At 63.6% G+C, this 25,323-nt stretch carries 24 protein-coding genes; 19 read left to right on the forward strand and 5 right to left on the reverse strand.

Annotated elements, in window-relative coordinates:
- Positions 1–24: 24 nt before the first annotated feature.
- The gene (locus NKI08_RS06385) at positions 25–927 is read right to left on the reverse strand and encodes a GntR family transcriptional regulator (RefSeq protein WP_352448373.1); all 903 of its coding nucleotides are present in this window, start codon (positions 925–927) and stop codon (positions 25–27) included.
- Positions 928–1,182: 255 nt separating this feature from the next.
- Here NKI08_RS06385 and NKI08_RS06390 point away from each other — a divergent pair, with 255 nt between their 5' ends.
- The 5 genes from NKI08_RS06390 (at position 1,183) to NKI08_RS06410 (ending at position 7,706) form a co-directional block, all read left to right on the forward strand.
- The gene (locus tag NKI08_RS06390; protein ID WP_352577423.1) at positions 1,183–2,688 is read left to right on the forward strand and encodes a UxaA family hydrolase; all 1,506 of its coding nucleotides are present in this window, start codon (positions 1,183–1,185) and stop codon (positions 2,686–2,688) included.
- A 315-nt stretch (positions 2,689–3,003) separates the two neighbouring features.
- The gene (locus NKI08_RS06395; RefSeq protein ID WP_023675208.1) at positions 3,004–3,999 is read left to right on the forward strand and encodes an ABC transporter substrate-binding protein; all 996 of its coding nucleotides are present in this window, start codon (positions 3,004–3,006) and stop codon (positions 3,997–3,999) included.
- A 104-nt stretch (positions 4,000–4,103) separates the two neighbouring features.
- Entirely contained in the window at positions 4,104–5,657 is a 1,554-nt protein-coding gene (locus NKI08_RS06400) for a sugar ABC transporter ATP-binding protein (RefSeq protein ID WP_352767861.1), read from the forward strand.
- Complete coding sequence (locus NKI08_RS06405; RefSeq protein ID WP_352767863.1) at positions 5,654–6,619, forward strand: ABC transporter permease; 966 nt, start codon at positions 5,654–5,656, stop codon at positions 6,617–6,619. Before NKI08_RS06400 ends, NKI08_RS06405 begins: the two co-directional genes overlap by 4 nt.
- Positions 6,620–6,689: 70 nt before the next feature.
- Positions 6,690–7,706, forward strand: coding sequence for a zinc-binding alcohol dehydrogenase family protein (locus NKI08_RS06410; protein ID WP_352767865.1), 1,017 nt, complete (start codon positions 6,690–6,692; stop codon positions 7,704–7,706).
- 18 nt (positions 7,707–7,724) lie between these two features.
- Here the strand turns inward: NKI08_RS06410 and phnF are convergent, their stop codons facing one another.
- Entirely contained in the window at positions 7,725–8,468 is a 744-nt protein-coding gene (gene phnF, locus NKI08_RS06415; protein WP_352474094.1) for a phosphonate metabolism transcriptional regulator PhnF, read from the reverse strand.
- Between the two features lie 134 nt (positions 8,469–8,602).
- Here phnF and phnG point away from each other — a divergent pair, with 134 nt between their 5' ends.
- From phnG to phnE (NKI08_RS06470), 11 genes are all read left to right on the forward strand, one after another.
- Positions 8,603–9,064, forward strand: coding sequence for a phosphonate C-P lyase system protein PhnG (gene phnG, locus NKI08_RS06420; protein ID WP_352474093.1), 462 nt, complete (start codon positions 8,603–8,605; stop codon positions 9,062–9,064).
- Complete coding sequence (phnH, locus tag NKI08_RS06425) at positions 9,064–9,672, forward strand: phosphonate C-P lyase system protein PhnH (protein WP_352474092.1); 609 nt, start codon at positions 9,064–9,066, stop codon at positions 9,670–9,672. The genes phnG and phnH overlap by 1 nt, the downstream gene beginning before the upstream one ends.
- A gap of 1 nt (position 9,673) precedes the next feature.
- Complete coding sequence (locus NKI08_RS06430; RefSeq protein WP_352474091.1) at positions 9,674–10,786, forward strand: carbon-phosphorus lyase complex subunit; 1,113 nt, start codon at positions 9,674–9,676, stop codon at positions 10,784–10,786.
- The gene (locus tag NKI08_RS06435) at positions 10,783–11,694 is read left to right on the forward strand and encodes an alpha-D-ribose 1-methylphosphonate 5-phosphate C-P-lyase PhnJ (RefSeq protein WP_352474090.1); all 912 of its coding nucleotides are present in this window, start codon (positions 10,783–10,785) and stop codon (positions 11,692–11,694) included. Before NKI08_RS06430 ends, NKI08_RS06435 begins: the two co-directional genes overlap by 4 nt.
- Positions 11,691–12,467 carry a phosphonate C-P lyase system protein PhnK gene (gene phnK, locus NKI08_RS06440; RefSeq protein ID WP_352474089.1) on the forward strand — a complete coding sequence of 259 codons (777 nt, stop codon included), beginning with the start codon at positions 11,691–11,693 and terminating at the stop codon, positions 12,465–12,467. The genes NKI08_RS06435 and phnK overlap by 4 nt, the downstream gene beginning before the upstream one ends.
- A 175-nt stretch (positions 12,468–12,642) precedes the next feature.
- A complete protein-coding gene (gene phnL / locus NKI08_RS06445; RefSeq protein WP_352474088.1) occupies positions 12,643–13,350 on the forward strand; it encodes a phosphonate C-P lyase system protein PhnL in 708 nt (235 codons plus the stop codon).
- Positions 13,347–13,964 (forward strand): DapH/DapD/GlmU-related protein, encoded by a 618-nt coding sequence (locus tag NKI08_RS06450; RefSeq protein ID WP_352474087.1) that lies wholly within the window; start codon positions 13,347–13,349, stop codon positions 13,962–13,964. The genes phnL and NKI08_RS06450 overlap by 4 nt, the downstream gene beginning before the upstream one ends.
- Before the next feature lie 234 nt (positions 13,965–14,198).
- Entirely contained in the window at positions 14,199–15,047 is an 849-nt protein-coding gene (phnC, locus tag NKI08_RS06455; RefSeq protein WP_352474086.1) for a phosphonate ABC transporter ATP-binding protein, read from the forward strand.
- Between the two features lie 90 nt (positions 15,048–15,137).
- On the forward strand, positions 15,138–16,046 hold the full coding sequence (phnD, locus tag NKI08_RS06460) for a phosphonate ABC transporter substrate-binding protein (RefSeq protein ID WP_352474085.1): 909 nt from the start codon (positions 15,138–15,140) through the stop codon (positions 16,044–16,046).
- 159 nt (positions 16,047–16,205) lie between these two features.
- A complete protein-coding gene (gene phnE / locus NKI08_RS06465; RefSeq protein ID WP_352474083.1) occupies positions 16,206–17,162 on the forward strand; it encodes a phosphonate ABC transporter, permease protein PhnE in 957 nt (318 codons plus the stop codon).
- A gap of 67 nt (positions 17,163–17,229) precedes the next feature.
- Complete coding sequence (phnE, locus tag NKI08_RS06470; RefSeq protein WP_352474081.1) at positions 17,230–18,597, forward strand: phosphonate ABC transporter, permease protein PhnE; 1,368 nt, start codon at positions 17,230–17,232, stop codon at positions 18,595–18,597.
- Between the two features lie 24 nt (positions 18,598–18,621).
- On the opposite strand, the gene NKI08_RS06475 is transcribed toward phnE (NKI08_RS06470), so the two are convergent.
- The 3 genes from NKI08_RS06475 to NKI08_RS06485 form a co-directional block, all read right to left on the reverse strand.
- On the reverse strand, positions 18,622–19,473 hold the full coding sequence (locus NKI08_RS06475) for a sugar phosphate isomerase/epimerase family protein (protein WP_352767872.1): 852 nt from the start codon (positions 19,471–19,473) through the stop codon (positions 18,622–18,624).
- Between the two features lie 227 nt (positions 19,474–19,700).
- On the reverse strand, positions 19,701–20,888 hold the full coding sequence (locus tag NKI08_RS06480) for a Gfo/Idh/MocA family protein (RefSeq protein ID WP_352474078.1): 1,188 nt from the start codon (positions 20,886–20,888) through the stop codon (positions 19,701–19,703).
- 156 nt (positions 20,889–21,044) lie between these two features.
- Positions 21,045–22,100: a sugar phosphate isomerase/epimerase family protein gene (locus tag NKI08_RS06485; RefSeq protein ID WP_352474077.1), complete on the reverse strand. Its 1,056-nt coding sequence runs from the start codon at positions 22,098–22,100 to the stop codon at positions 21,045–21,047.
- A 392-nt stretch (positions 22,101–22,492) separates the two neighbouring features.
- Here NKI08_RS06485 and NKI08_RS06490 point away from each other — a divergent pair, with 392 nt between their 5' ends.
- Genes NKI08_RS06490 through NKI08_RS06500 form a run of 3 tightly spaced genes read left to right on the forward strand, consistent with a single transcriptional unit; the run spans position 22,493 to position 25,323 of the window.
- Positions 22,493–23,380, forward strand: coding sequence for a sugar phosphate isomerase/epimerase family protein (locus tag NKI08_RS06490; protein ID WP_352448392.1), 888 nt, complete (start codon positions 22,493–22,495; stop codon positions 23,378–23,380).
- A 55-nt stretch (positions 23,381–23,435) separates the two neighbouring features.
- Entirely contained in the window at positions 23,436–24,605 is a 1,170-nt protein-coding gene (locus NKI08_RS06495) for a mandelate racemase/muconate lactonizing enzyme family protein (protein WP_352474076.1), read from the forward strand.
- 1 nt (position 24,606) lies between these two features.
- Positions 24,607–25,323, forward strand: coding sequence for a FadR/GntR family transcriptional regulator (locus tag NKI08_RS06500; protein WP_292661187.1), 717 nt, complete (start codon positions 24,607–24,609; stop codon positions 25,321–25,323).

Raw genomic sequence — 25,323 nt, forward strand, 5'->3', positions numbered from 1 at the left:
CGTTGCTGCGGCAACGCAACACAATCACGCGCGTTGCGGCTGCCTGCCCTCGGGAATGGACGTCAGCAGCGTGTGGCGGGCCGATTTCAGGTGCTTGCGGCAGGCGGCGTCGACCTTGGCGAGATCGCGCGATTTGAGCGCGGCGATATAGGCGAGATGCTCCTGGACCGCGACTTCGTTGCGTTCGCGCTCCTGCGCCTTGTTCCACTGGTAGTGGTAGTGGAAGATCATGGCGATGACGTCGTAGAAATCGACGATGAAGCGGTTGTGCGACGCCCGATGGATCAGCCGGTGAAAGCGCTCGTCAAGCTCGGAGAATTCGTTGAAGCGCACGGCGATCTCGCGCTCCAGCCGGTGATGCTCGTCTTCCAGGCGGTCGAGGTCGGCCCACACCGGGCTGTCCTCGGGCAGAGCGGCAAAGGCTGCGGCCGAGCGCAGTTCGAACATCTCGCGGATTTCGGTCAGCTCCAGCGCGAAGGCGCGGGTAAAGCCTTTCAGCACCCAGTGGCTATTGCGACGCTTCTCGATCAGCCCAAAGCGCGAGAAGCGGATCAGGAATTCGCGCACGCTGGTGGTGCCGACGCCGATCTCGCGCGCCAGTTCGAGCTCGTTGATCTGCATGCCGGCTTCGGCACCGCTGGCAAGCAGCCGCCGCATGAAGGAGCGCTCGATGATCTCGGCCAGCGTGTCGGTTTCTTCCTCGGGGAAGAAATCGTCCGGTCGCGGTTCGCGCAGGACCGTCTTGCTGCGCTTGTTCCAATCGATCAGCCCGGTTTCTTCCATGCGCGCAAGGATAGTGCGGACCGTCGTGCGGCTGACGCCGAGCAGCGTACCCAGCTCCGGCTCCGAAGGCAGGCTCCTGGTTTCGTCGAGCAGCCTCAGACCGCGATTATAGGCGTCCTTGTAAACGTTGTTGCTCTTCGACATCCCCTGCCCCGTGGCGCATCGGCGTTTGCGGCCAGTGTGAAGCGTTTCTCGCGCATGAAACCGGTACCTTTTCGGAAAACATCATGCGCAACGCTAGTTTTGGTTGTAGAGCCTACTTCTCGCATCCAAAGACGCGTCGCGCTCTGGCGAAAAAACAATTGACGCAAAAATGTTTTTTCACGATAAAAGACATTATATGTTAAGAGCCGCGTGTCAATCCGCTCGCGCACCCAGGAATACACCCAGGAAGCTCCCGTGAACGCCGCAAACAGCATTCTTCTGTCTCCCGCCGACAATGTCGCGGTCGCCAATGGCCGCATCGAGATCGGCACCGTGCTGCCGGGCGGCGCCGTCGCCGCCGCAGTGATCGAGCCGGGCCACAAAGTGGCGATCAAGCCGATTGCGGCCGGCGAGGCCGTGGTCAAATACGCCCAGGCGATCGGCCGCGCCACGCAAGACATCGCGCCCGGCGAGCATGTCCATTCGCACAATCTGGTCTTCGAAAGCGGGCGTTTGCCGGTGGTGCCGCCGAGCGAGGCAGTGCATGCGACCGAGGCCGACCGCGCCCGCACCTTCATGGGCTACCGCCGCGCCGACGGCCGCGCCGGCACGCGCAACTTCATTGGCATTCTCGCCAGCGTCAATTGCTCGGCCACCGTCTGCCACGCCATCGCCGACGCGGCGAACCGCACGCTTTTGCCGCAATATCCCGGCATTGACGGCTTCGTCCCGATCGTCCACGGCCAGGGCTGCGGCATGAGCGCCACCGGCGACGGCATGATGGTGCTACACCGCACGCTGGCCGGCTACGCCCGTCATCCGAATTTTGGTGGTGTGCTGATGGTCGGGCTCGGCTGCGAGGTCAACCAGCTCACCCTCTACGGCCAGAAGGGCGTTGCCGCGGGAAAACGTCATTTCAACATCCAGGAAGCCGGCGGCTCGCGCAAATCGGTCGAGAAGGCGCTGGTCGTGCTGGCCGAGATCGCCGAGGAGGTCGGCAAGCTTCAGCGTGAGCCGATCCCGGTCAGCGAGATCGTCGTCGGCCTGCAATGCGGCGGCTCCGACGGCATGTCCGGCATCACCGCCAATCCGGCGCTGGGTGCCGCGGTCGACATTTTGGCCGGCGTCGGCGGTGTCGGCATCCTCTCCGAGACGACGGAGATCTACGGCGCCGAGCACCTGCTCGCTTATCGCGCCGCAACCCCCGAGATCGCCGCCAAGCTCGACGGTTATGTGAAATGGTGGGAAGACCACGTCGCCAAGCATGGCGCATCGATCGACAACAATCCCTCACCGGGTAACAAGCGCGGCGGCCTGACCACCATCCTGGAAAAGTCGCTCGGCGCGGTCGCCAAGGGCGGCCAGACGCCGCTCAACGGCGTCTTCGGCTATGCCGAAAAGGTCACCGGGCACGGGCTGGTGTTCATGGACACGCCCGGCTACGACCCGGTCTCGGCCACCGGCCAGGTGGCGGGCGGCGCCAACGTCATCGTCTTCACCACAGGCCGCGGCTCCTGCTTCGGCTGCCGGCCGACGCCGTCGATCAAGGTCGCCAGCAACTCGACCATGTATCACACGATGGAGGAGGACATGGACGTGAATTGCGGCGTCATTGCCTCGGGCGAAAAGACCATCGCCGGCATGGGCCGCGAGATCTTCGAACTGATCGTCGAGACGGCTTCGGGCCGCAAGACCAAGAGCGAAGAGTTCGGCTACGGCGACAACGAGTTCGTGCCGTGGCACCTCGGAGCGACGCTCTAAGCCGGTCGCAAACACCTGACGTGATTGCCAGGTGTCACAGTTCGTACACCCCGAAAAAGAATGAACATTCCATATTGACTGTATGATGGAATTAATATTCCATGTGACATATTGGAGGAGATTGGCAGCGGAGTTCCGAGGGAGCAAGCTTTCCCGCCCAGCCATTCGAGCGGCCATCAAACATCGCTTGCGCCGACCGAGGTGATGCACTATCAAAATGCGGTAAATGTTTTTTATTGATAAAGTTCCGTTTGGGCCGCGCCATCCGAATGGAGCTTCCGTAACATTCACCGGGCGACTTAGGGAGGACTCCTAATGAAATTCGTGACCAGCATTCTCAATCGCCGCGCCTTCGTGGCACTCGCAGCCGCCTCGATGCTTGCCGGCGTGATGCACTCGGCCCCGGCATCCGCGGCCGACGCGACCATTCCGATCATCGTCAAGGACACCACGTCCTTCTACTGGCAGATCGTTCTGGCGGGAGCCCGCAAGGCCGGCAAGGACCTCGGCGTCAACGTGCCGGAGCTTGGCGCCCAGGCCGAGACCGACGTCAACGGCCAGATCTCGATCCTTGAAAATGCCGTCGCCGGCAACCCGGCGGCCGTCGTCATTGCGCCGACCGAAGCCAAGGCGCTCGGCAAGCCGATCGACGAGGCCGCCACCAAGGTCAAGATCATCGGTATCGACTCTGGCGCCGACTCCAAGGCCTTCACCTCGTTCCTGACCACCGACAACATCCAGGGCGGCCGCGTTGCCGCTGACGGCCTTGCCGCAGCCATCGGCGAAGCCAATGGCGGCAAGGTCGAGGGCGACGTCGCCCTGATCACCGCTCTTCCGGGCGCCGGCTCGCTCGAACAGCGCGCCCAGGGTTTTAAGGAACAGCTCGCTGCCAAATATCCGGGCCTCAAGCTGGTCGCCGACAAATACGCCGACGGCCAGGCCACCACCGGCCTCAACATCGCCACCGACCTGATCACCGCCAACCCCAACCTCAAGGGCATCTTCGCCTCCAACCTGATCATGGCGCAGGGCGTCGGCCAGGCGATCGCCGAGAACAGTCTTGCCGGCAAGGTCGGGCTGGTCGGTTTCGACAGCGACGAGAAGCTGATCAAGTTCCTCAACGACGGCGTCATTTCGGCTCTCGTCGTCCAGGATCCGTACCGGATGGGCTATGACGGCATCAAGACGGCGCTCGCCGCCTCGAAGGGCGAGAAGGTCGAGGCCAATGTCGACACGGGCGCCAATTTGGTCACCAAGGCCAACATGAAGGATCCGAAGATCGACGCGTTGCTCAACCCGAAGCTCGACTGAGCATAGCCTCAAGTGAACTGTTTCCGGGGCCTTTTCGCCCCGGAAACATCCCACTCGTGCCAATCGCGAGGCCAATCTTTGGGGGCCAATCTGGGAGGATTGTCATGATGTCGACGGCGCAGGAACTCCATCCGGCCCCAACGCTGGAACCGGGCAGGACCATCCTCGAACTCCGCGGGCTGGAAAAGCGCTATCCCGGCACCCATGCGCTGAAGCCGGTCGATCTCGCCTTCAAGGCCGGCGAGATCCACGCCATCGTCGGCGAGAACGGCGCCGGCAAATCCACCCTGATCAAGCTTCTGACCGGCGTCATGCCGCGCACCTCCGGCGACGTCATCTGGGAGGGCAAGCCTGCCGCATTGGCAACGCCGCATGAGGCGATGGCGCTCGGCATCAATGCCGTGCATCAGGAAGTCGTCCTGTGCCGCCATCTCACCGTCGCCGCGAACATGTTCCTCGGCGAGGAGGATTCCCGCTTCGGCATCCTGCAGCAGCGGGCGATGGTCAGGCAGGCGCAGAAGATCATCGACGATCTCGGCTTCGACCTGCCGGCGCATGTCATGCTGGGTGACCTGACCATCGGCCAGCAGCAGTTGATCGCCGCCGCCCGCGCCACAGTGCGCGGCACTAAATTCCTGATCTTCGACGAGCCGACCGCCTATCTTACCCGCAAGGAGGCCGACCAGCTGTTCACGCTGATCCGCCGGCTGAAGGGCGAAGGCGTCACCATCATCTACATCAGCCATCGCATGGAAGAAGTGTTCGAGCTCGCCGACCGCGTCTCGGTGCTGCGCGACGGCACGCTGGTCGGCACCAGGAATATTGCCGAGACCAATGACGCCGAGCTGGTCAAGATGATGATCAACCGCTCGATCGAGCAGGTCTACCACAAGGAGCATTTCACCCCCGGCGCGACCATCGTCGAAACCAGGAACCTGTCCGGCAAGGGTTTCGAAAATGTCTCGATGTCCGTCCGCGCCGGCGAGATCGTCGGCCTTTACGGCCTGATCGGCGCCGGGCGCAGCGAGTTCGTCACCACGCTCTATGGCCGGCACCGCAAATCGGCCGGCCAGATCCTCTGGGAGGGCAAGGAGGTCAAGGTCAATTCCGAACATGACGCGATCAGGCTCGGCATGGCGCTGGCCCCGGAAAGCCGCCGCGACCAGGGCCTCTGCCTCAACCTGCCGGTCGGACTCAACCTCAATCTGCCGATCTACAAGCGCATCTCGAGCAATCTGCTGATCTCCCGCGCGCAGGAAAAGGCGCAAGCCGATCGCCAGATCGCCGACCTGCGCATCAAGACGCCGACGCGCGGCGCGCTGGCCTCCAGCCTGTCCGGCGGTAACCAGCAGAAGATCGTCATCGGCAAATGGCTCGCCCATGGCGCCAAGCTATTCATCTTCGACGAGCCGACTGTCGGCGTCGACGTCGGCACCAAGGCCGAGATCTACCGCCTGTTCGGCGCGCTGTTGTCCAAGGGAGCCGGCATCATCCTGATCTCGTCCTACCTGCCCGAGGTTTATGAACTGGCCGACACGCTGCACGTGTTCCGGCGCGGCAAGCTGGTGGCCACGCACGGCTTTCGTACCGCTGACCACGAGGAGATCCTCACCCAGGCGCTGGCCGAGAAACAAGAAAAACCGGGAGGACGGACATGAGCACCGAGGCGATCGCTGCCGAAAGGCCGAAACGCAACTACAACGCCCTGTTCGGGCTGACACTGCTGGCGCTGCTGGTTCTTTTATGGATCATCCTGTCGGTGGCGACGCCGAGCTTCGCCTCGGCCAACAACATCTCGAACCTGTTGCGGCAAGGGTCGATGATCGCCATCCTGGCGGTCGGCCAGACCTTCGTCATCATCACCGGCGGCATCGACCTTTCCGTCGGCGCCGTGGTCGGCTTCGCCACCGTCATCGTCGCGATGCTGATCAACGCCGGCATACCGGTTTTCCTCGCCATCCTGATCACCTTACTGGTCGGCGTCGCCATCGGCATGTTCCATGGGTTCGGCATCGTCAAGATGGGCCTGCCGCCCTTCATCATCACCCTGGCAACGCTGACCTCGCTGCGCGGCATCGGTCTGTTGATGACCAACGGCAACTCGATCTCGATCAACAACGACGCCTTCCAGACGTTCTCGCGCAGTTCCTTCGCCGGCGTCCCCAATCTGTTCTGGATGGTGATCCTGGTCGGCATCCCAGCCTACATCTTCCTGCACCACAGCCGCTGGGGCCGCTATCTGTTCTCGGTCGGCTCCAACGCCGAGGCGTCGCGCCTGTCAGGCGTCAACGTCCAGCGCACCATCTACATGGCCTACACGCTGTCGGGCCTGTGTGCGGCCTTCGTCGGCGTGCTGCTCGCCTCGCGCATCGGCATCGGCAATCCGACGCAGGCCGAGGGCTGGGAATTGCAGGCGATCGCCTCCTCGGTGATCGGCGGCACCTCGCTGTTCGGCGCTGTCGGCTCCGTGCACGGACCGCTGCTCGGCGCCTTCATCCTTGCCACCATCAACAACGGCGCCAATCTGCTCAACGTCAACGCCTTCTGGCAGCGCATCATCACCGGCGTGCTGATCATCGTCATCGTCTATTTCGACGGGCTGCGCCGCCGCGGCAAATAGACTGCCTCCCAACAACCGCCGGCCTCGCGACAGCAGGGCCGGCGGTGCCATGAACCGACTGGATTGAAGCATGAAAGCCGTCGTCTGCCGCTCGCCCGGCGAACTTGTCCTCGAAGATCGTCCGGAGCCTGGCGCGCCCCCCGCCGGCTGGGCGCAGGTCGCCGTCAGCCATGTCGGCATCTGCGGCACCGACTATCACATCTTCGAAGGCAAGCACCCGTTCCTCGCCTATCCCCGCATCATGGGCCACGAGGTTTCCGGCACCGTGATCGAGGTTGGCGAGGACGTCGATCTCGCCGTCGGCGAAGCGGTGATCGTCAATCCCTATCTCGCCTGCGGCAAATGCAACGCCTGCCGGCAAGGCAAGCCGAATTGCTGCGTCAGGATCGAGGTGCTCGGCGTCCACCGCGACGGCGCGATGTGCGAGCAGATCCTGGTGCCGGCGCAAAATCTTTATCCGGCAAACGGCCTGTCGCTGGCCGATGCCGCCGCCGTCGAATTCCTGGCGATCGGCGCCCATGCCGTGCGGCGCTCGCTGGCTGATCCAGGTGCGCGCACGCTGGTCATCGGCGCAGGCCCGATCGGGCTCGGCACGGCGCTGTTCGCCCGCATCGCCGGGCTCGATGTGACGCTGCTCGACATGAGCGCTGAACGGCTTGGCTTTGCCGAAAGCGAACTCGGCTTCGCGACGCTCGACGGCTCGCGAGGCACCGCTGCCGACCTGGTGCGGGAAGCAACCGGCGGCGACGGCTTCGACGTGGTTTTCGATGCCACCGGCAACACCCGGTCGGTGCAGTCGGCCTTCGCTCATGTCGCGCATGGCGGAGCGCTGGTCCTGGTCAGCGTCGTCAAGGACGACATCGCCTTTTCCGATCCCGAATTCCACAAGCGCGAGATGATGCTGATCGGCAGCCGCAACGCCCTGCGTGCCGATTTCGACCATGTCGCCGCCTCGATCCGCAACGGCGCGCTGCCGCTGGCAAAGCTGGTGACGCACCGCACCACGCTTGGCGAGACGCCGCACGACCTCGCCCGCTGGGCGCATGAGAAGTCCGGCCTGATCAAGGCTGTCATTCAGGTCGGATGATGCCAGGGCTGCCGTATCTCAGAGCGCCGACAATTTGAGCTCGATCCGCTCGGCCGGGAAGCGCGACTCCGAAAACTGTATCGGCTGACCGTCGGGCGTGACGTTGACGGCGACCGTCACCAGCACGATGGCGCCGGGCTGCAGCTCGAGGTCCGCAAGGTCGACGGCATCGGCATGGCGCGCCGACAGCACGGTCGATTGCCTGAGATAGTCGTCGATGCCGAAACGTGCCAGCGATGCGGTGATCGAACCGGTTTCCGCCATGGCGGCATCGATGCCGGCAAAGCGCCTGGCATCGAACCAGCCGGCAGCGCGGGACACCGGCATTCCATCGGCTTCGCCGCGCGTTTCCAGGCGTATCACATCGGCGCCCGTCGCAAGGCCTAAGCCCTCTGCGACACGACGGTTGGCCGGCTCGACCGATGACGCGAGCAAGGTGATATGCCGCTCGGACGCCTGTCCTTGCAATCCCTCGGAAAAGCGGGTGCGAGCGCCGATCGGATAAGACAGCCGCCTGCGCGACAGCACGAAGGTGCCGCGCCCCTGCTCCGCCCTGAGCACGCCCTCCTGCACCAGCGCTGCGATAGCGCTACGCACCGTATGGCGGTTGACGCCATAGCGTCCGGCCAACGCGATCTCCGGCGGCAGCGCGGCATTCTCGGGAAAATCGCCGACGGCGATCGAATGCAGTATCTGGTCGGCGATCTGCCGCCACAGCGCGACACCGCTGCGCCGCTCGATGCGGTTGGCTTGTCCGATCATCTCCCGCCCCAATTCTTTGCGCCGATCTTTTGGCCCGTGTCACGTGCCCGTCATGGACACGCGCTAAATAACAAGTATAATTTGTATAGTTGTCTATATCAATAGATAAATTCACGCAGACGAGGAGTACGGCCATGCGAGGACGGGAAGCGCGAGAGCAGGCCGAGCGCAAGGCCGTGATGGCGACGCTGGCGCAATCGGCCGGCGAAGACATCGTCCGCCTGTGGGACGAAACCGGCCTGCCTTGCGAAGCGGAACTTCTGCGTGGCCCCGAAACCGGCCTGGTTACGGTACGCGGCCGCATCGGCGGCGGTGGTGCCCCTTTCAATGTCGGCGAGGCGACGGTCACCCGTGCCACGGTGCGGCTTGCGTCCGGCCATGTCGGCCACTGCTACGCGCTCGGCCGCGACAAGCAGAAGGCAAGGCTGGCGGCAATCGCCGATGCGCTGTGGCAGGACCCGGCCCTCCGCAATGAGGTCGAGATCGGGATCGTTGCGCCCTTGCAGGCGGCACTGGCCAAGGCGCGTGAACAGCGCCGCGCCGAGACGGCGGCGACCAAGGTCGATTTCTTCACCATGGTACGCGGAGAAGACTGATGGACATCGTAACCCAAGCGATCGAAGGCGGCTTTGCCGATCCGGTATTCAACGCGCAGACCGTATTCCGTGCCGTGATGGACGCGATGGCGCGGCCGGGCAGCGTCCAGCCCTTGCCGGCCCTTGCCCACCCACCGGCGCCGCTGTCGGCCACCGCCGGCGCCGTTGCGCTGGCGCTGTGCGACAACGACACGCCGCTCTGGCTTGACCCGGCTTTGCAGGTGTCGGCGGTGAAATCCTGGCTTGGCTTCCATACCGGCGCGCCGCTGGCCAACACCCCGGCCGACGCGCATTTCGCGCTGATCGCCACGCCGGCCGAGATGATGGCGCTCGACGGGTTTTCGCAAGGCACCCAGGATTATCCCGATCGCTCCACGACGCTGATCCTCGAGGTCGGCGATCTTGTCTCCGGCGCTGCGCTGCTGCTCGAAGGCCCGGGCATCGAGACGACGGCGACGATCGCGCCGGCGCAAATGCCGCGCCATTTCGTCGAGCAATGGAAGCAGGACAACCAGCGCTTTCCCCGCGGTGTCGACATCGTCCTCGCCACCCCTGACAGCGTTGCCTGCCTGCCGCGTACGACGCGCATCAAGATGATGGAGGCGTAGCATGTATGTTGCGGTAAAGGGTGGCGAAGCGGCCATTCGCAACGCCCACAAACTGCTCGCCGACCGCCGGCGCGGCGATCGTTCGGTGCCCGCACTTCGCCTCGACCAGATCGTCGAGCAGCTGGCGCTCGGCGTCGACCGGGTGATGAGCGAAGGTTCGCTCTACGACAGGGAATTGGCGGCACTCGCCATCGTCCAGGCGCGCGGCGACATGATCGAGGCGATCTTCCTGGTTCGCGCCTATCGCACCACGCTGCCGCGTTTCGGCTACACCAGGGCGATCGACACCGGCACGATGCTGGTCGAGCGGCGGGTGTCGGCGACCTACAAGGACCTGCCCGGCGGCCAGCTGCTCGGCCCGACTTTCGACTACACCCACCGCCTGCTCGATCCCGAGCTTGCCGCCGGCGGCGAAGTCGCCGAGCCGGAACAGCGTGCCGGCGAGGCGGAAGCGATGCCGCGCGTCTCGGCCATCCTCGCCCGCGAAGGCCTGATCGAGCCCGACGGCGACATGCCCGGCGATCATGTCCCCGGCGACATCACCCGCGAGCCGCTCGAATTCCCGATGGCGCGTGACATCCGCCTGCAGGCGCTGTCGCGCGGCGACGAGGGGTTTCTGCTGGCGCTCGGCTATTCCACCCAGCGCGGCTACGCGCGCAACCATCCCTTCGTCGGCGAGGTTCGCATCGGCGAGGTCGAACTGGAACTGGACGTGCCGGAACTGCCCTTTGCGGTACCGCTCGGCAGCATCCGCGTCACCGAATGCCAGATGGTCAACCAGTTCAAGGGCTCGGCCAAGGCGCCGCCGCAATTCACCCGCGGCTACGGCCTCGTCTTCGGCCAGAGCGAGCGCAAGGCGATGGCCATGGCGCTATGCGACCGCGCGCTGCGCGCCTCGGAGTTGGGTGAGGATGTCATCGCCGCCGCGCAGGACGAGGAGTTCGTCATCTCGCATTCCGACAATGTCCAGGCGACCGGCTTCGTCGAGCATCTGAAGCTGCCGCATTATGTCGACTTCCAGGCCGAACTCGACCTCGTGCGCCGCATGCGCGCCGAGCATGATGCCCGCGAAAATGCCGGCAAGGCCGAAGAAAAGAGGCAGGCAGCGGAATGAGTGCACAACCAGCGGACATCGCCACCTACAACTTCGCCTATCTTGACGAACAGACCAAGCGGATGATCCGTCGGGCGATCCTCAAGGGCATCGCCATCCCCGGCTATCAGGTGCCGTTCGCCTCGCGCGAAATGCCGATGCCCTATGGCTGGGGCACCGGCGGCGTCCAGGTCACCGCTTCGATCATTGGCCCGGACGATGTGCTCAAGGTCATTGACCAGGGCGCCGACGACACCACCAATGCGGTTTCGATCCGCGCCTTCTTCAAGAAGGTCGCCAATGTCGCCGTCACCACCGAGACGGCCAAGGCGACCATCATCCAGACCCGCCACCGCATCCCTGAATATCCGCTGAGTGCCGGTCAGGTGCTGGTCTACCAGGTGCCGATCCCCGAGCCGCTGCGCTTCCTCGAGCCGCGGGAAACGGAGACGCGCAAAATGCATGCGCTGGAGGAATACGGCCTTATGCATGTGAAGCTCTACGAGGACATCGCCAGGCACGGCCGCATCGCCACCACCTACGCCTACCCGGTCAAGGTTGAGGGCCGCTATGTGATGGATCCCTCGCCGACGCCGAAATTCGACAATCCGAAGATGCACCGTTCGCCGGCTTTGCAATTGTTCGGCGCCGGCCGCGAAAAGCGCATCTACGCGCTGCCGCCCTTCACCGATGTGGTCAGCCTCGATTTCGAGGACCATCCGTTCGAGGTGCAGATCTTCGACCAGCCCTGCGCGCTGTGCGCGGCCGAGAACGTCTATCTCGACGAGGTCATCCTCGACGACCATGGCGGCCACATGTTCGTCTGCTCCGATACCGATCATTGCGAGAAGCGGCGCGCGGAAGGCCACTGCGGCCATCTCGCGCCCGAGACCCATCTTGCCCCAGAAAAAACGGAGCCGGCGCAATGACAGACGAACCGCTGCTGCGCGTTTCGGCGCTGTCCAAATTCTACGGCTCGCGCGTCGGCTGCGAGAACGTCACTTTTGACCTCTGGCCGGGCGAAGTGCTGGCGGTGGTCGGCGAATCCGGTTCCGGCAAGACGACTTTGCTCAACTGCCTGTCAACTCGACTGCTGCCGAGCTCCGGCACCGCCAGCTACCGGATGCGCGACGGCCAGTTTCGCGAACTCTACCGCATGAGCGAGGCCGAGCGCCGCTTCCTGATGCGCACCGATTGGGGTTTTGTCCATCAGAACCCGGCCGACGGGCTGCGCATGACGGTGTCGGCCGGCGCCAATGTCGGCGAGCGGCTGATGGCGGTCGGCGACCGTCACTATGGCAGGATCCGCGAAACGGCGGTCGATTGGTTGTCTCGTGTCGAGATCGACGAAGACCGCATCGACGACGAGCCGCGCGCCTTTTCCGGAGGCATGCGCCAGCGCCTGCAGATCGCCCGCAACCTCGTCACCGGGCCGCGGCTGGTGTTCATGGACGAGCCAACCGGCGGCCTCGACGTCTCGGTGCAGGCGCGCCTGCTCGATCTGTTGCGCGGCCTGGTCACCGATCTGGGCCTGGCGGCCATCGTCGTCACCCACGACCTTGCAGTGGCACGTCTGCTGTCGCAGCGCATGATGGTGATGAAGGACGGCCGCGTCGTCGAAAGCGGCCTCACGGACCGCGTCCTCGACGATCCGCGCGCGCCCTATACCCAGTTGCTTGTCTCCTCGATCCTGCAGGTGTGACGATGGAACGCATTTGCCTGGCACCTACCCCCACCCCGCTGCTTCGCAGCGACCCTCCCCACAAGGGGGAGGGTAAAACGCCGGCGCCCTACCTCCCCCTTGTGGGGAGGTCGGACCGAAGGTCCGGGTGGGGGTACTCCGGCCCGCAGACGAATGACGATTGGAGAACCCTCTGATGGCAACCCCGCTCGTTGTCTCCGATGTCGCGAAGAGCTTCACCATGCATCTGCGCGACGGCATCAAACTGCCGGTGGTCGCTGGTGTCTCGTTCGCGATCAGGGCCGGCGAATGCGCCGTGCTCGGCGGCCCGTCCGGCGCCGGCAAGAGCTCGATCCTGAAGATGCTCTACGGCAATTATGCCGCCGACGAAGGCCAGATCATCGTCCAGCACGAGGGCGGGCTCATCGATCTCGCCTCGGCCAGCCCGCGCACCGTGCTTGCCGTGCGCCGGCTTACCATCGGCTATGTCAGCCAGTTCCTGCGCACCGTGCCGCGTGTCCCTGCGCTCGATGTCGTGGCCGAACCGCTGGTCGAGCGCGGCGAGGAGCGCGAGGTCGCGCACGGCAAGGCACGTGCCTTGCTGGCGCAGCTCAACCTGCCGGAAAAGCTCTGGGCGCTGCCGCCGGCGACGTTCTCCGGCGGTGAACAGCAGCGCGTCAACATCGCGCGCGGCTTCATCACCGAGCACCCGATCCTGCTGCTCGACGAGCCGACCGCTTCGCTCGACGCCAGGAACCGCGATTTGGTGATTTCCCTGATCGCCACCAAGAAGGCGGCGGGCGTCGCTTTGCTCGGCATCTTCCACGATCACGACGTGCGTGAGGCGGTGGCCGACCGTATCATCGACGTGACCGCCTTCGCCGCCGGAAAAATTGCCGCATGACCAGGAAACTGTCGGAGGCGCCGCTGATCCACGAGACGGCGGAAGTCGAGAACTCGACGCTTGGCCGCTGGACCGAGATCGCCGAGCGCTGCCGGGTTTCCGAAAGCACGCTCGGCGACTATTCCTACATGATGCAGGACTGCGGCGTCTGGTGCGCAACGATCGGCAAATTCGCCAACATCGCCGCAAGCGTGCGCATCAACGCTACCAACCATCCGACCTGGCGGCCGACGCTGCACCATTTCACCTATCGCGCCTCGGATTATTGGGACGACGCCGAGCACGAGAGCGAATTCTTCGCCAAGCGCCGCGCCAAACGCGTCACCATCGGCCACGACACCTGGCTCGGCCACGGCTCGACCATCCTGCCCGGCGTCACCGTCGGCGATGGCGCTGCGGTCGGTGCCGGCGCGGTGGTGTCGAAGGACGTCGCGCCCTACACCGTCGTCGCCGGCGTGCCGGCCAAGCCGATCCGCGAACGCTTCGACCGCCGCACCGCGGAGCGCTACCAGGCGCTCGCCTGGTGGGACTGGGACCATGCAAGGCTGCGCGCCGCGCTCGACGATTTTCGGGAATTGTCGGCGGAGGCGTTTCTGGAGAAATATGGCGGCTGAGGGTCGTGAATGGTGAATGGTGAATGTGAATGGGGGCAGCGGACAGGTTTCGAGGCTCAGGGAAGCCGTTCTTATCACCATTCACCATTCGAGCTTCTCGCGCCGAGTTGATCCCGCCCCGCTCCAGGCTGTGGGCAGTAACAAAACTGACATCGTTCCGACACCGCAGGTTCATGCGGCTGCGCTAGCCAGGGTAAACAGACCTTCAATTGCGATTGGACTGGAGCCTGCACCATGTCAGCTACGCTCGAAATCCGCGGCGTCACCCGCCGGTTCGGCAAGAACACCGCCGTCAGCAATGTTCACATCGCGATTCCGCAAGGCCAGATGGTCGGCATCATTGGCCGCTCCGGCGCCGGCAAATCGACGCTGCTGCGCATGATTAACCGCCTCATCGATCCCAGCCAGGGCTCCATCCTGTTCAACGGCGTCGAGGTCTCCGGGTTGCGCGGCTCACCGCTCCGGCGATGGCAGCGCGACTGCGCCATGATCTTCCAGCAGTTCAACCTGGTGCCGCGCCTCGATGTGCTGACCAATGTGCTGCTCGGCCGGCTCAATCACCGTTCGACCGTGTCCAACCTATTTGGCATGTTCTCCCGCGGTGAATGCGCCGAGGCGGTTGCAGCCCTCGAGCGCCTCGACATCGCCCGCACCGCCCTGCAGCCGGCCGGCACGCTTTCCGGCGGCCAGCAGCAGCGCGTTGCGATTGCGCGCGCCATGATGCAGCAGCCGAAGGTGTTGCTGGCGGATGAGCCGATTGCCTCGCTCGATCCGCTCAACGCCAAGGTGGTGATGGATTCGCTGCAGGATATCAATTTGCGCGAGGGCATCACCGTCATCACAAATCTGCATACGCTGGATACGGCCCGCACCTACTGCAACCGCATCATCGGCATGGCCGCCGGCAAGGTCGTCTTCGACGGCCCGCCTGAAGCCCTCAACCGCGAGGCCGTGCGCATGGTCTACGGCGCCGACAGCAATGGCGGCGAAATCTCCGAGGCCATCACCTCCACCAGTGTCGCCATCAAACAGAAAATCGCTGCATCCGCCGGACCGCTCGAGCCCGCATTCCCGGGATATTGAGAACGGCCTGATCGCCCGCCCGCGTCAAAGGCACCTGTCAAAAAATTCGAACGCTACCGGCGCGAGGCCGGGACCAACAGGAGAGAGATAATGTTCAGGAAGATGGTTTTTGGCGCCGTTTCATTGCTCGCCATCGCGGCAAGCGCCGCTCACGCCCAGGATATCAAGGAATTCCGCATCGGCATCCTTGGCGGTGAAAACGAAGCGGACCGGCTGCGCAACTTTCAGTGCCTCGCCGATCACCTGAAGTCCGAATTCGGCTTCGAGAAGGTCTCGCTGTTCCCGGCCGCCGACTATGACGGCGTTATCCAGGGCCTGCTCGGCGGCACGCTCGATTTCGCAGAGCTTGGCGCGTCGGGCTATGCCAGCGTCTACCTCAAGGATCCGAACGCCGTGACCCCGATCCTCACCACCCAGCAGACCGACGGCGCGACCGGCTATTATTCGATCGGCCTTGCGCTGAAGTCGTCCGGCATCACCGACATCAAGTCGGCCAAGGGCAAGAAGCTCGGCTATGCCGACCCGGATTCGACCTCCGGCTACCTGATCCCGCTGACCCAGATCCCGAAGGACACCGGCGCTTCGAACGAAACCTTCTTCGCCTCGACCCAGTTCAATGGCGGCCACGAGAACAACCTTCTCGCGGTTCGCGACGGCAAGGTCGATGTTGCGGTTGACGACTCCTCGGGCATCGGCGACTTCAAGAACGGCTACACCTCCGGCACCTTCCACAAGGAAGTCGCCAAGGGCGCCGTGGACCCCAACGATTTCGTTGAAGTCTGGCGCTCCGGCTTGATCCCGAACGGCCCGCTGGTCGTGCGCACCGCACTCGGCGGCGACATGAGCGCCAAGCTCGCCAACTTCTTCACCGGCCTGCCGGCCAAGGACAAGCCTTGCTTCGAGGCCATCGAAGGCGGCGATTTCACCGGCTATGTTCCGGTGAAGCCGGACTTCTACAGCGTCATCGTCGAAGCCCGCAAAGCCGCGATCGGCGGCTGACGACAATTGCGAAAAGGACGGCGTCCATTAGAGCGACGTGCGTCCACTTGGACGCACAAAGTACGCTCTAACACTTAGATGCCGCATCGTGCTTTCCGAAAGTCGACTTTCGGGCCGATGCGGTCGCCGCCCTTTTTGTGTGTCCGCTCGTGACCCCGTATGACCTTCGCCGCTACAATTCGTTCAGACGCGGTCCGGCAGGCAGCAGACGCCTGGCGACGCCAGACGTCCTTGCGCCGGTTCTACACGGCGCTCGGCATCGGCTCACTGCTTGTCGCCATGTGCACAGCCATGTGGTTCGCCGACGAGGCCAATGCCGGACATTTCTTCGACCGGCTGCCGCACATACTGGATTTCCTTAGTTGGCTTGTTCCCAAGGACTGGAACGACGTCTGGCGGGCGCTGTTCGACATCGCATCGCCGCATGACAAGGGCAGCCAAGAGTTCAACTTCCCGCTTGGCCGCGTCTATCTCTGGGGCGGCTTTTATCTACCCGAATATTTCGAGCTGATGCTCACCACGCTTAACGTGGCGCTGGTTTCCACTTTCATCGGCTTTGTCTTTGCGGTGCCCTTTTCCTTCATCGCCGCGCGCAACTTGACGCCCAGTCCGATGCTCAGGCTCGTTGTCAAGCGCTTCATGGAACTGCTTCGCGCCTTCCCCGAGATCGTCATTGCCGGCCTGTTCGCAGCCATCCTCTCGACCGGCCCGGTCGCAGCCATCATCGCCATCGGCCTGCATTCCATCGGCGCCCTCGGCAAGCTCTTCTACGAGATCAACGAAAACATCGACATGCGCGCCGAAGAAGGCCTGCGCGCGGTCGGCGCCAACTGGTTCGAGCGCGTGCGCTTTGCCGGCCTGCCGCAAGTGCTGCCCAATTTCATGTCCTACACGCTGCTCAGGATCGAGATCAATGTGCGTATCTCGACCATTATCGGCGCGGTCGGCGGTGGCGGCATCGGCGAGGAACTGAAGCTCTCCATCTCGCGCGGCTTCGGCGCCAAGACGCTGGCATTGGTGCTGCTGCTGTTCACGACGATCTTCCTCGTCGACCAGTTTTCCGCCTGGCTACGCCGCAAGCTCGTCGGCGAGCAGGCATTCATGATGGGTGCCTGACCATGATCCCAAAAAGTGGATTCCCGTTTTTGGAAAAGATCATGGCAAATCAACAAGAAGACTGCCCATGGCCGCAATGACCGCCGATGAAATGCGGTCGATCGAGGAGCGCTTCCCCCAAGTGTTCCGGCGGCCCTTGTACAAACGCTTCGGCCCGCTGGTCCTGTTCACCGGCATCCTGCTCTATCTCCTCTACGCCTTGTGGTTCTTCAGCCTGCCGCAAGTGCTGAGGGAATCGCACTGGGAGCGCCTGCCGCTCTTCCTGACGCAATGGATCAGCTACGATCTGCAGCCGGAATTCCGTCTCGACCAGCCTCAGATCACACCCAGATATCCGCGTTTTTCGGCGCTCGGCGAAGACCCGCATCCCGATTGGGTCATCACCAACGCCAACGGCTCCTACACCGTCCTGATCGACGGCCGGGCCAAATCGGTCACCTTCGACAAGGCCGAAGCGACGCTTGTCGCCAATGGCCAGGCGGTGCCGATGTCGTTGGCCAGCGGCAAACCGGTAATATCCGGCCCGGTGCCGGAGTGGATCACCGCGCATGACGATGAGATCGTCGCCAGGATGGGCTTTGCCGGCGAGGTCCGCATAACCGTCGATCGCGTCAAGGTCCGCAAACGCTTCCTCGGCTGGGCGAATTTCGTCTTCGACACACGCTCGCCCTTCTTCGGCAAGTCGCCCGGCGAGGTGGTCTCGTTGCTGATGTCCGGACCCCAGCTCAAGCCGGGCACATCAAACATTGCGCTGGCCGCCGACAATATCTGGAACAACGCCCAATGGCAGCATGGCGACGTCTGGACGAAGCTGTTCCAGACCATCGTCATGGCGTTTCTCGGCACCTTGCTCGGCGGCATCGTTGCCTTCCCGCTCGCCTTCTTCGCCGCCCGCAACATCACCCCGAGCGGCCTGCTTAGCCGGGTGCTAAAGCGGTTCTTCGATTTCATGCGTTCGGTCGACATGCTGATCTGGGCGCTGTTCTTCACCCGCGCCTTCGGTCCGGGCCCGCTGGCCGGCAGCGCCGCGATTTTCTTCACCGAGATCGGCACGCTCGGCAAAGTCTATTCGGAGGGCCTCGAGAACATCGACGACAAGCCACGCGAGGGCATCCAGTCGACCGGCGCCAACGGCTTGCTGGTGCAGCGCTATGGCGTGCTGCCGGAAGTGATCCCGGTCTTCATCAGCCAGACACTCTATCAGTGGGAATCCAACACCAGGGGCGCGACGATCATCGGCGCCGTCGGTGCCGGTGGCATCGGCCTGAAGCTCTGGGAGGCGATGCGCACCAATTCCAACTGGGCCAATGTCTTCTACATGGTGCTCTTGGTCCTGCTCGTCGTTTTCATCTTCGACAACATTTCCAATTTCCTGCGCCGCCGTTTGAGCAGGACGATCCACGACTACAACCGGATCCAGGCCGGCCAGGGCTGACAGAGGCGTTGCGCAGGCGTGCGGTTAGGGCGCCTTCCTCCATCCATTCCTGATATGCCTGTAGCCGTCGCGGTAGACGGCTTCCGAGCCTTCGGAAAAGTCGCGCCACACCTTGGTGGCCGCGGCCAGATCCTTCAGCGAGCGGCCGAACGCCTCGATCGTCAGCCAATCGTCATAACCGCTCTTGCGGATGGCAGAGAACGTCTCTTTCCAAGGGACGTGCCCGCGGCCCGGCACGCCGCGATCGTTCTCCGAAATGTGGATATGGACGATGTTCTTGCGGTTGCGCGTATAGGCCCCGATCGGGTCAGCCTCTTCGATGTTGGCATGGAACGTGTCGTACATCGCCTTGATGTGCGGCCGGTCGATCGTGTCGATATGCGCCGACAAATCGTCCATCGTGTTGAGCAGATAGCATTCGAAGCGGTTGAGCGCCTCCAGTCCGATGGTGACACCCTTGTTGCCGGCATGGTCACCGATGACGCGCTGCGAAGCGACCGAACGTTTTTTCTCGGCCGCCGTCGGCCCGCTGCCGGAGAAGACCCCGAGTGTCGAATGGAGCGGGCCGCTCAACGTGTTCGCGCCAAGCGCCTGAGCGCAGTCGATCGCCGATTTCATGTAGTCGATACCGGCCTTGCGCGTCGAGGCATCCGGCGAGATCAAATTCATCGCCGGATCGCCCATCGCCGAGACGGCGGTGCGTTGCAGCCCGATACGGTCGAGCAGCTCGCCGAGTTTCCTGTAGTTGTCCGGCGTGCCGGAGAAGACCGGTATCTCGACGCCGTCGAAGCCGGTCGCCTTGATGTCCCTCAACAACGGCTCGTGTTTTTTCGAGACACTGGTCGTCCACAACAACATGCACATGCCGATTTTCATCGACGCCCCTCCCCTTTTTACGGCCGGGCTTGCTCCTCCGGCGACTTCGCCACAAGCCCCCTCATCCGGCCGCTTCGTGGCCACCTTCTCCCCGCCGGGGAAAAGAGGTGAACGCCAGCGCCAACGATCTCCTCTCCCCACGAGGAAAGGTCGGATTGCCCCGAATTGCCTTGCAATTCGGCTGGCAATCCGGGTGACGGGGACTTCCCATTAACCGGGCGCAGCGATTAAAGCTTCGTCCACGCTCCGTTCTTCTTCGACGACTTCACGCAGGCCTCGATGAAGGCCATGCCCTCGACGCCGTCCTGCACGGTCGGGAAGACGACATCCTTGGCCGGCTTCCCGCCCTTCCGGCGCGCTGCACGAATAGCCCGCGCGGCTTCCTGATAGATGTTGGCGAAACCTTCGAGATAGCCTTCCGGATGCCCTGGCGGAACGCGGCTGACGCGCCCGGCGACGGGGAGCGCGCCGGCGCCATTACGGGTAATCAACTGCTTCGGCTGGCCGAACGGCGTGTACCAGAGATAGTTCGGGTCGGCCTGCATCCATTCGAGGCCGCCCTTCGAGCCGTAGATGCGCAATTTCAACCCGTTCTCGTGGCCGGGCGCCACCTGGCTTGCCCAGATCATTCCCTTGGCCGGGTGCGACCCGCCGACCGGCTTGAAGCGCAGCAGCACATTGATGTTGTCGTCGAGCAGCCTCCCCGGCACGAAGGCATCGAGATCGGCCGACAACGAATCGAGCTCCAGCCCGGAGACGAAACGGGCAAGGTTGTAGGCATGCGTGCCGATATCGCCCAGCGCACCGCCGGCACCCGCCTGCTTCGGGTCAGAGCGCCACGCTGCCTGCTTCTGGCCGGTGGCGGCCAGGTCTTCGGTCAGCCAGTCCTGCGGATATTCCGACTGCACGATGCGGATATCGCCGAGCAGTCCCTTGGCCACCATCTCGCGTGCCTGCCGCACCATCGGATAGGCGGTGTAGTTATGCGTCAGCACGAACACCTTGCCGGTCTTCTCGACCAGCGCGGCCAACCTCTTCGCCTCGGCCAGCGACGTCGCCAGCGGCTTGTCGCAGATGACATGGATGCCGGCCTCGAGAAAAGCCTTGGCTGCCGGCACGTGCACGTTGTTCGGCGTGACGATGGCCACCGCCTCGATGCCATCCGGCCGCTTGGCCTCCGCCTTGGCCATCTCGGCATAGGAGCCGTAGCTGCGTGCCGGATCGAGCCCAAGCTCGGCCGCCGAGGCCTTGGCGCGCTCCGGATTCGACGAGAGGGCCCCGGCAACCAGCACGAACTCGTTATCAATGCGCGCCGCGATGCGGTGCACCGCGCCGATAAAGGCGCCTTGTCCGCCGCCAACCATGCCGTAGCGGATCGGACCGCCTCCCGTTTCCGTCTTCGATGCGCCAACCATGATTTTCTCCCTCGTCACTGAAATACCCCTCCGCTTGAGGGGAAGGTGGCCCGCACGGCCGGGTGGGGTTGGTTCATGCCGAGCTCTACGCCCGGCGACCCCACCCCGATCCGCTGCGAGGATCGACCCTCCCCTCGAGGGGGAGGGATATCTGTGCTAGATCCCCATCATGCCGCGCAGCACCTTTTTATCGGTCGTGCCGCCGGCGAAGTCGTCGAATGCTTTTTCCGTCACCCTGATGATGTGGTGCTGGATGAAGGGAGCGCCTTCGGCCGCACCATCCTCCGGGTGCTTGAGGCAGCATTCCCATTCCAGCACCGCCCATGAATCGTAATTGTATTGGGTGAGCTTGGAGAAGATGCCGCTGAAATCCACCTGCCCGTCACCGAGCGAGCGGAAACGCCCGGCACGGTTGGTCCAGCTCTGGTAACCGGAATAGACACCTTGCCGCCCGGTCGGATTGAACTCGGCATCCTTGACGTGGAACGCCTTGATCCGCTCGTGGTAGATGTCGATGAATTCGAGATAGTCGAGCTGCTGCAGCAGGAAGTGCGACGGGTCGTAGTTGATGTTGCAGCGCTTATGGCCGCCGACCGCATCGAGGAACATCTCGAATGTCGCGCCGTCGAACACGTCCTCGCCTGGATGGATTTCGTAGCCGACATCGACGCCGTTCTCGTCATAAACGTCGAGGATCGGCTTCCAGCGCTTGCCGAGTTCGGCAAACGCTTCCTCGATCAATCCCGCCGGCCGCTGCGGCCAGGGGTAGAGGTATGGGAAGGCCAACGCGCCGCAAAACGACACCGACGCCTTGAGCCCGAGATTCTTCGACGCCTTGGCGGCGAACTTCATCTGTTCGACCGCCCATTGCTGCCTGGCTTTTGGATTGTTGTGCACCGCAGCCGGCGCGAAGCCGTCGAACTGCGCGTCATAGGCGGGATGCACCGCCACCAGTTGCCCCTGCAGATGCGTCGACAGTTCGGTGATCTCGACGCCGGCATCGGCGCAGATGCCCTTCACCTTGTCGCAATAGGCCTTGGAGGAGGCTGCCTTCTCGAGATCGAACAATCGGGCGTCCCATGTCGGGATCTGCACGCCCTTGTAGCCCAGACCAGCCGCCCATTTGGTGATCGAGGCCAGCGAATTGAACGGCGCGGCGTCGCCCGCAAACTGCGCCAGGAACAGACCAGGCCCCTTCATCGTCGTCGGCATCGGCATCTCCCTACGTTTCACGACCAAGCATAGCGCCGATTGAAAACAGGGCCAGCGTCTTTGGTCTCTTTGCACAGCGCGCTCAGCGCCGCTATTCTGGTATTACCAAATGCCGAAATCTGGTCAAGCCATTTGACGCGCTGCCGCGGTCCTGCAACCATGCCGAGTTAGGCCACATGTTTAAGTATAATCAATAGCATAGACAGGAGCCAACGCTTGATGGCAGCACTTCTTGCCGTCCAGATGAAATTACTGTAGACCTCCCATCAGGCCCAATTGGTCGAACCAGTTTGCAAAAAATGCTGGGACGCCTTGGGGAAGAATCATGCGGCACGCTTCGGCAGAGTGCGCCGCAGGCGAACTGGTACAGGCGATTCTGGGAAGGATAGACCATGCATCTTTCGACGCACAATTGGATGCGGGCGGAGCCGCTGGAAACGACGCTCAAGCGCATCAAGAAATTCGGCTACGAGTCGATCGAGATCTCCGGCGAACCCGATCAGTACAAGCCCAAGGAGACGCGCGCACTGTTGAACGAGTACGGCATTCGCTGCTGGGGAGCGGTGACGCTGATGCTGGGCGAGCGAAATCTCGCCGCCAAGGACCAGGGCCAACGCGAGCGCTCGGTGCAGTATGTCAAGGACGTGCTGACCATGGTCAGCGAACTTGATGGCGAGATTATCACGCTGGTTCCGGCCACCGTCGGCAAGGTGGTGCCGGACGGCACCGAGGAAGAGGAGTGGAAATGGGTGGTCGACGCCACCCGGGAATGCTTCACCCACGCCAAGAAGGTCGGCGTCAAGATCGCGGTCGAGCCACTCAACCGCTTCGAGACCTATCTGTTCAACCGCGGCGCCCAGGCACTGGCGCTGGCCGATGCGGTCAGCCCCGAATGCGGCGTCTGCCTCGACGCCTACCACATCCACATGGAAGAATTTAACGTCTACGACGCCATCCGGCAGGTCGGCAAGCGCCTGTACGACTTCCATGTCGCCGACAACAACCGCTTCGCCGCCGGCCTCGGGCAGATCGACTGGCCGAAGATCGTCGGCACGCTGAAGGAGATCGGCTATGACGGCGCGCTGACCAATGAATTCGTCGCCCCCGTCGACCGCACGCCGGCTGCCCCCTATCCCGACATGGTCGAACGCAACCCCGTCGACATCTCGCCGGAGCAGCTGAAATTCATTCAGGACCACGGCTCCAGCGTGCTCACGGAGAAATTCTACACCGACCAGATGCGCATCAACGCGGAAACGCTGCTGCCGCTGATCAAGTAGCCGAGCCGTTTGGAAAGAGCCCTTCCGCCTCACCGCGGCCGGGCCGAGGATGAACATGCGCATCAAGACGGTCCAAGCCTGGTGGGTCCGCATACCGATCGAAGCCGCGAAGCAGCACCGCAGCGACTTCGGTCAGGTGGCGACGTTCGACGCCGCCATCCTGCGCATCGAGACCGACGACGGGCTGGTCGGCTGGGGCGAGGGCAAGAATGCCGCCGGCAGCGCCGGCAGCTACGGCGCCCTTGTCCATTTGCTGAACTACGAGGTCGGCCCGCAGCTGGTCGGCCGCGACCCGGCTGACATCGGCGTCATCTGGGAGATGCTCTATAATGGCACGCGCCACGACAGCGCCGCTCGCGCCGGCCACGCCATGCCGCAATTGGCGCGACGCGGCATGAGCATCGCGGCTATCAGCGCCGTCGACATCGCATTGTGGGACATTCTTGGCAAATCGCTCGGCGTTCCGGTCTGGCGGCTGCTCGGCGGCCGCAAGCTGGACCGCATGCCGGCCTATGCTTCCGGCGGCTGGGCCACTGCGGAAGCCATCGGCGACCAGCTGCAGTCCTACATCGCCAAGGGCGGTTTCAAGGCGCTGAAGATGCGCGTCGGCGCCATGGACGGCGCCCCACATATCTCGGCCGCTCGCGTCCGTGCCGCCAGACGGGCGCTCGGTCCCGATATCGACCTGATGGTCGACGCGCACGGCACCTACACGGTGGCCGAAGCCAAGCGCTTTATCCATCTCGCCGGCGACCTCGATCTCGCCTGGTTCGAGGAGCCGGTGATCGCCGACGACAAGCCCGGCATGGCCGAGGTGCGCGCCTGCGGTTCGATCCCGATCGCCACCGGCGAAAGCGAGGCGACGCGCTATGCCTTCCGCGACCTCGCCGTGCTCAAATCCGCCGATATCTTCCAGCCGGATCCGGCCTTTTGCGGTGGCATCAGCGAGGCGATGAAGATCGGCACCATCGCCAGCGCCTTCAATCTGCGCTTTGCGCCGCATCTTTGGGCCGGCGCGCCCTGCTTCTTTGCCGGGCTGCATGTCTGCGCTGCTTCACCGGCGAGCTTCACCGTCGAATATTCGCTCGGCGCCAACCCGATGATCCACGATCTGATCGAAGAGACTGTCGAAGCAAAGGACGGTATGGTAGCGATCCCTGATAGACCCGGGCTGGGATTCACCATTTCGGAGCGGTTCCTGGAGGCGCACGCGCAACACGGCTGACATGAAAGAAAAGAACCTTCTCGCGGAACTCGCCGCCTATCTGTTCTCCCATTCGGACAAGGAGACGGGCCGCACGCCGTCGGAGCGCGAACTGGCAGAGCATTTCAGCGTCAGCCGCGGCCAGATCCGCGAGGCGCTGGCCATTCTCGAGGCCATGCGCATCGTCGAGCGACGGGCGAAATCCGGGATCTATATCGATACGAAGCAGGCGAGCGTCGAGGCGATGGCGCTGTTCGCCCGCGCCGGCCTGCCGCTCGATCCCGTCCAGATCTACGAGACGGTCGAGTTGCGCAAGATCCACGAGATCAAGGCCGCCGAACTTGCCTGTTCACGCGCCACCGAGGAGAATTTCGAGCGGCTGCGCGAGATCCTGAAGGCCTCCGAGGATCGCATCGCCGCCGGTGAAGGGCTTGCCCGGGAAGACCGCGAGTTCCACCTCGAGATCGTGCGGGCGACCAAGAACAGCGTCTTCCACAATATCTGCAGCGTCTACTACATGATGGGTGAACTGCGCCTGCCGATCTATTTCAACGATCCCGAACGCAGCGTGCGCTCCCATGCCGAGCATATCCAGATCTACGAGGCGCTGCTGCGCCGCGACGGCAATCTCGCCCAGGCGCTGATGAGCGCCCACCTGCAAGGCGCGGAAAGCTACTGGAAGGGGCTGATCGAGGGGCGGGGGGCGGAACCGGAAAGCCCTGCGCTCGAAAAGGCCTGA

This window comes from Mesorhizobium sp. M0768 (genome assembly GCF_040320195.1).
Lineage (GTDB): Bacteria > Pseudomonadota > Alphaproteobacteria > Rhizobiales > Rhizobiaceae > Mesorhizobium.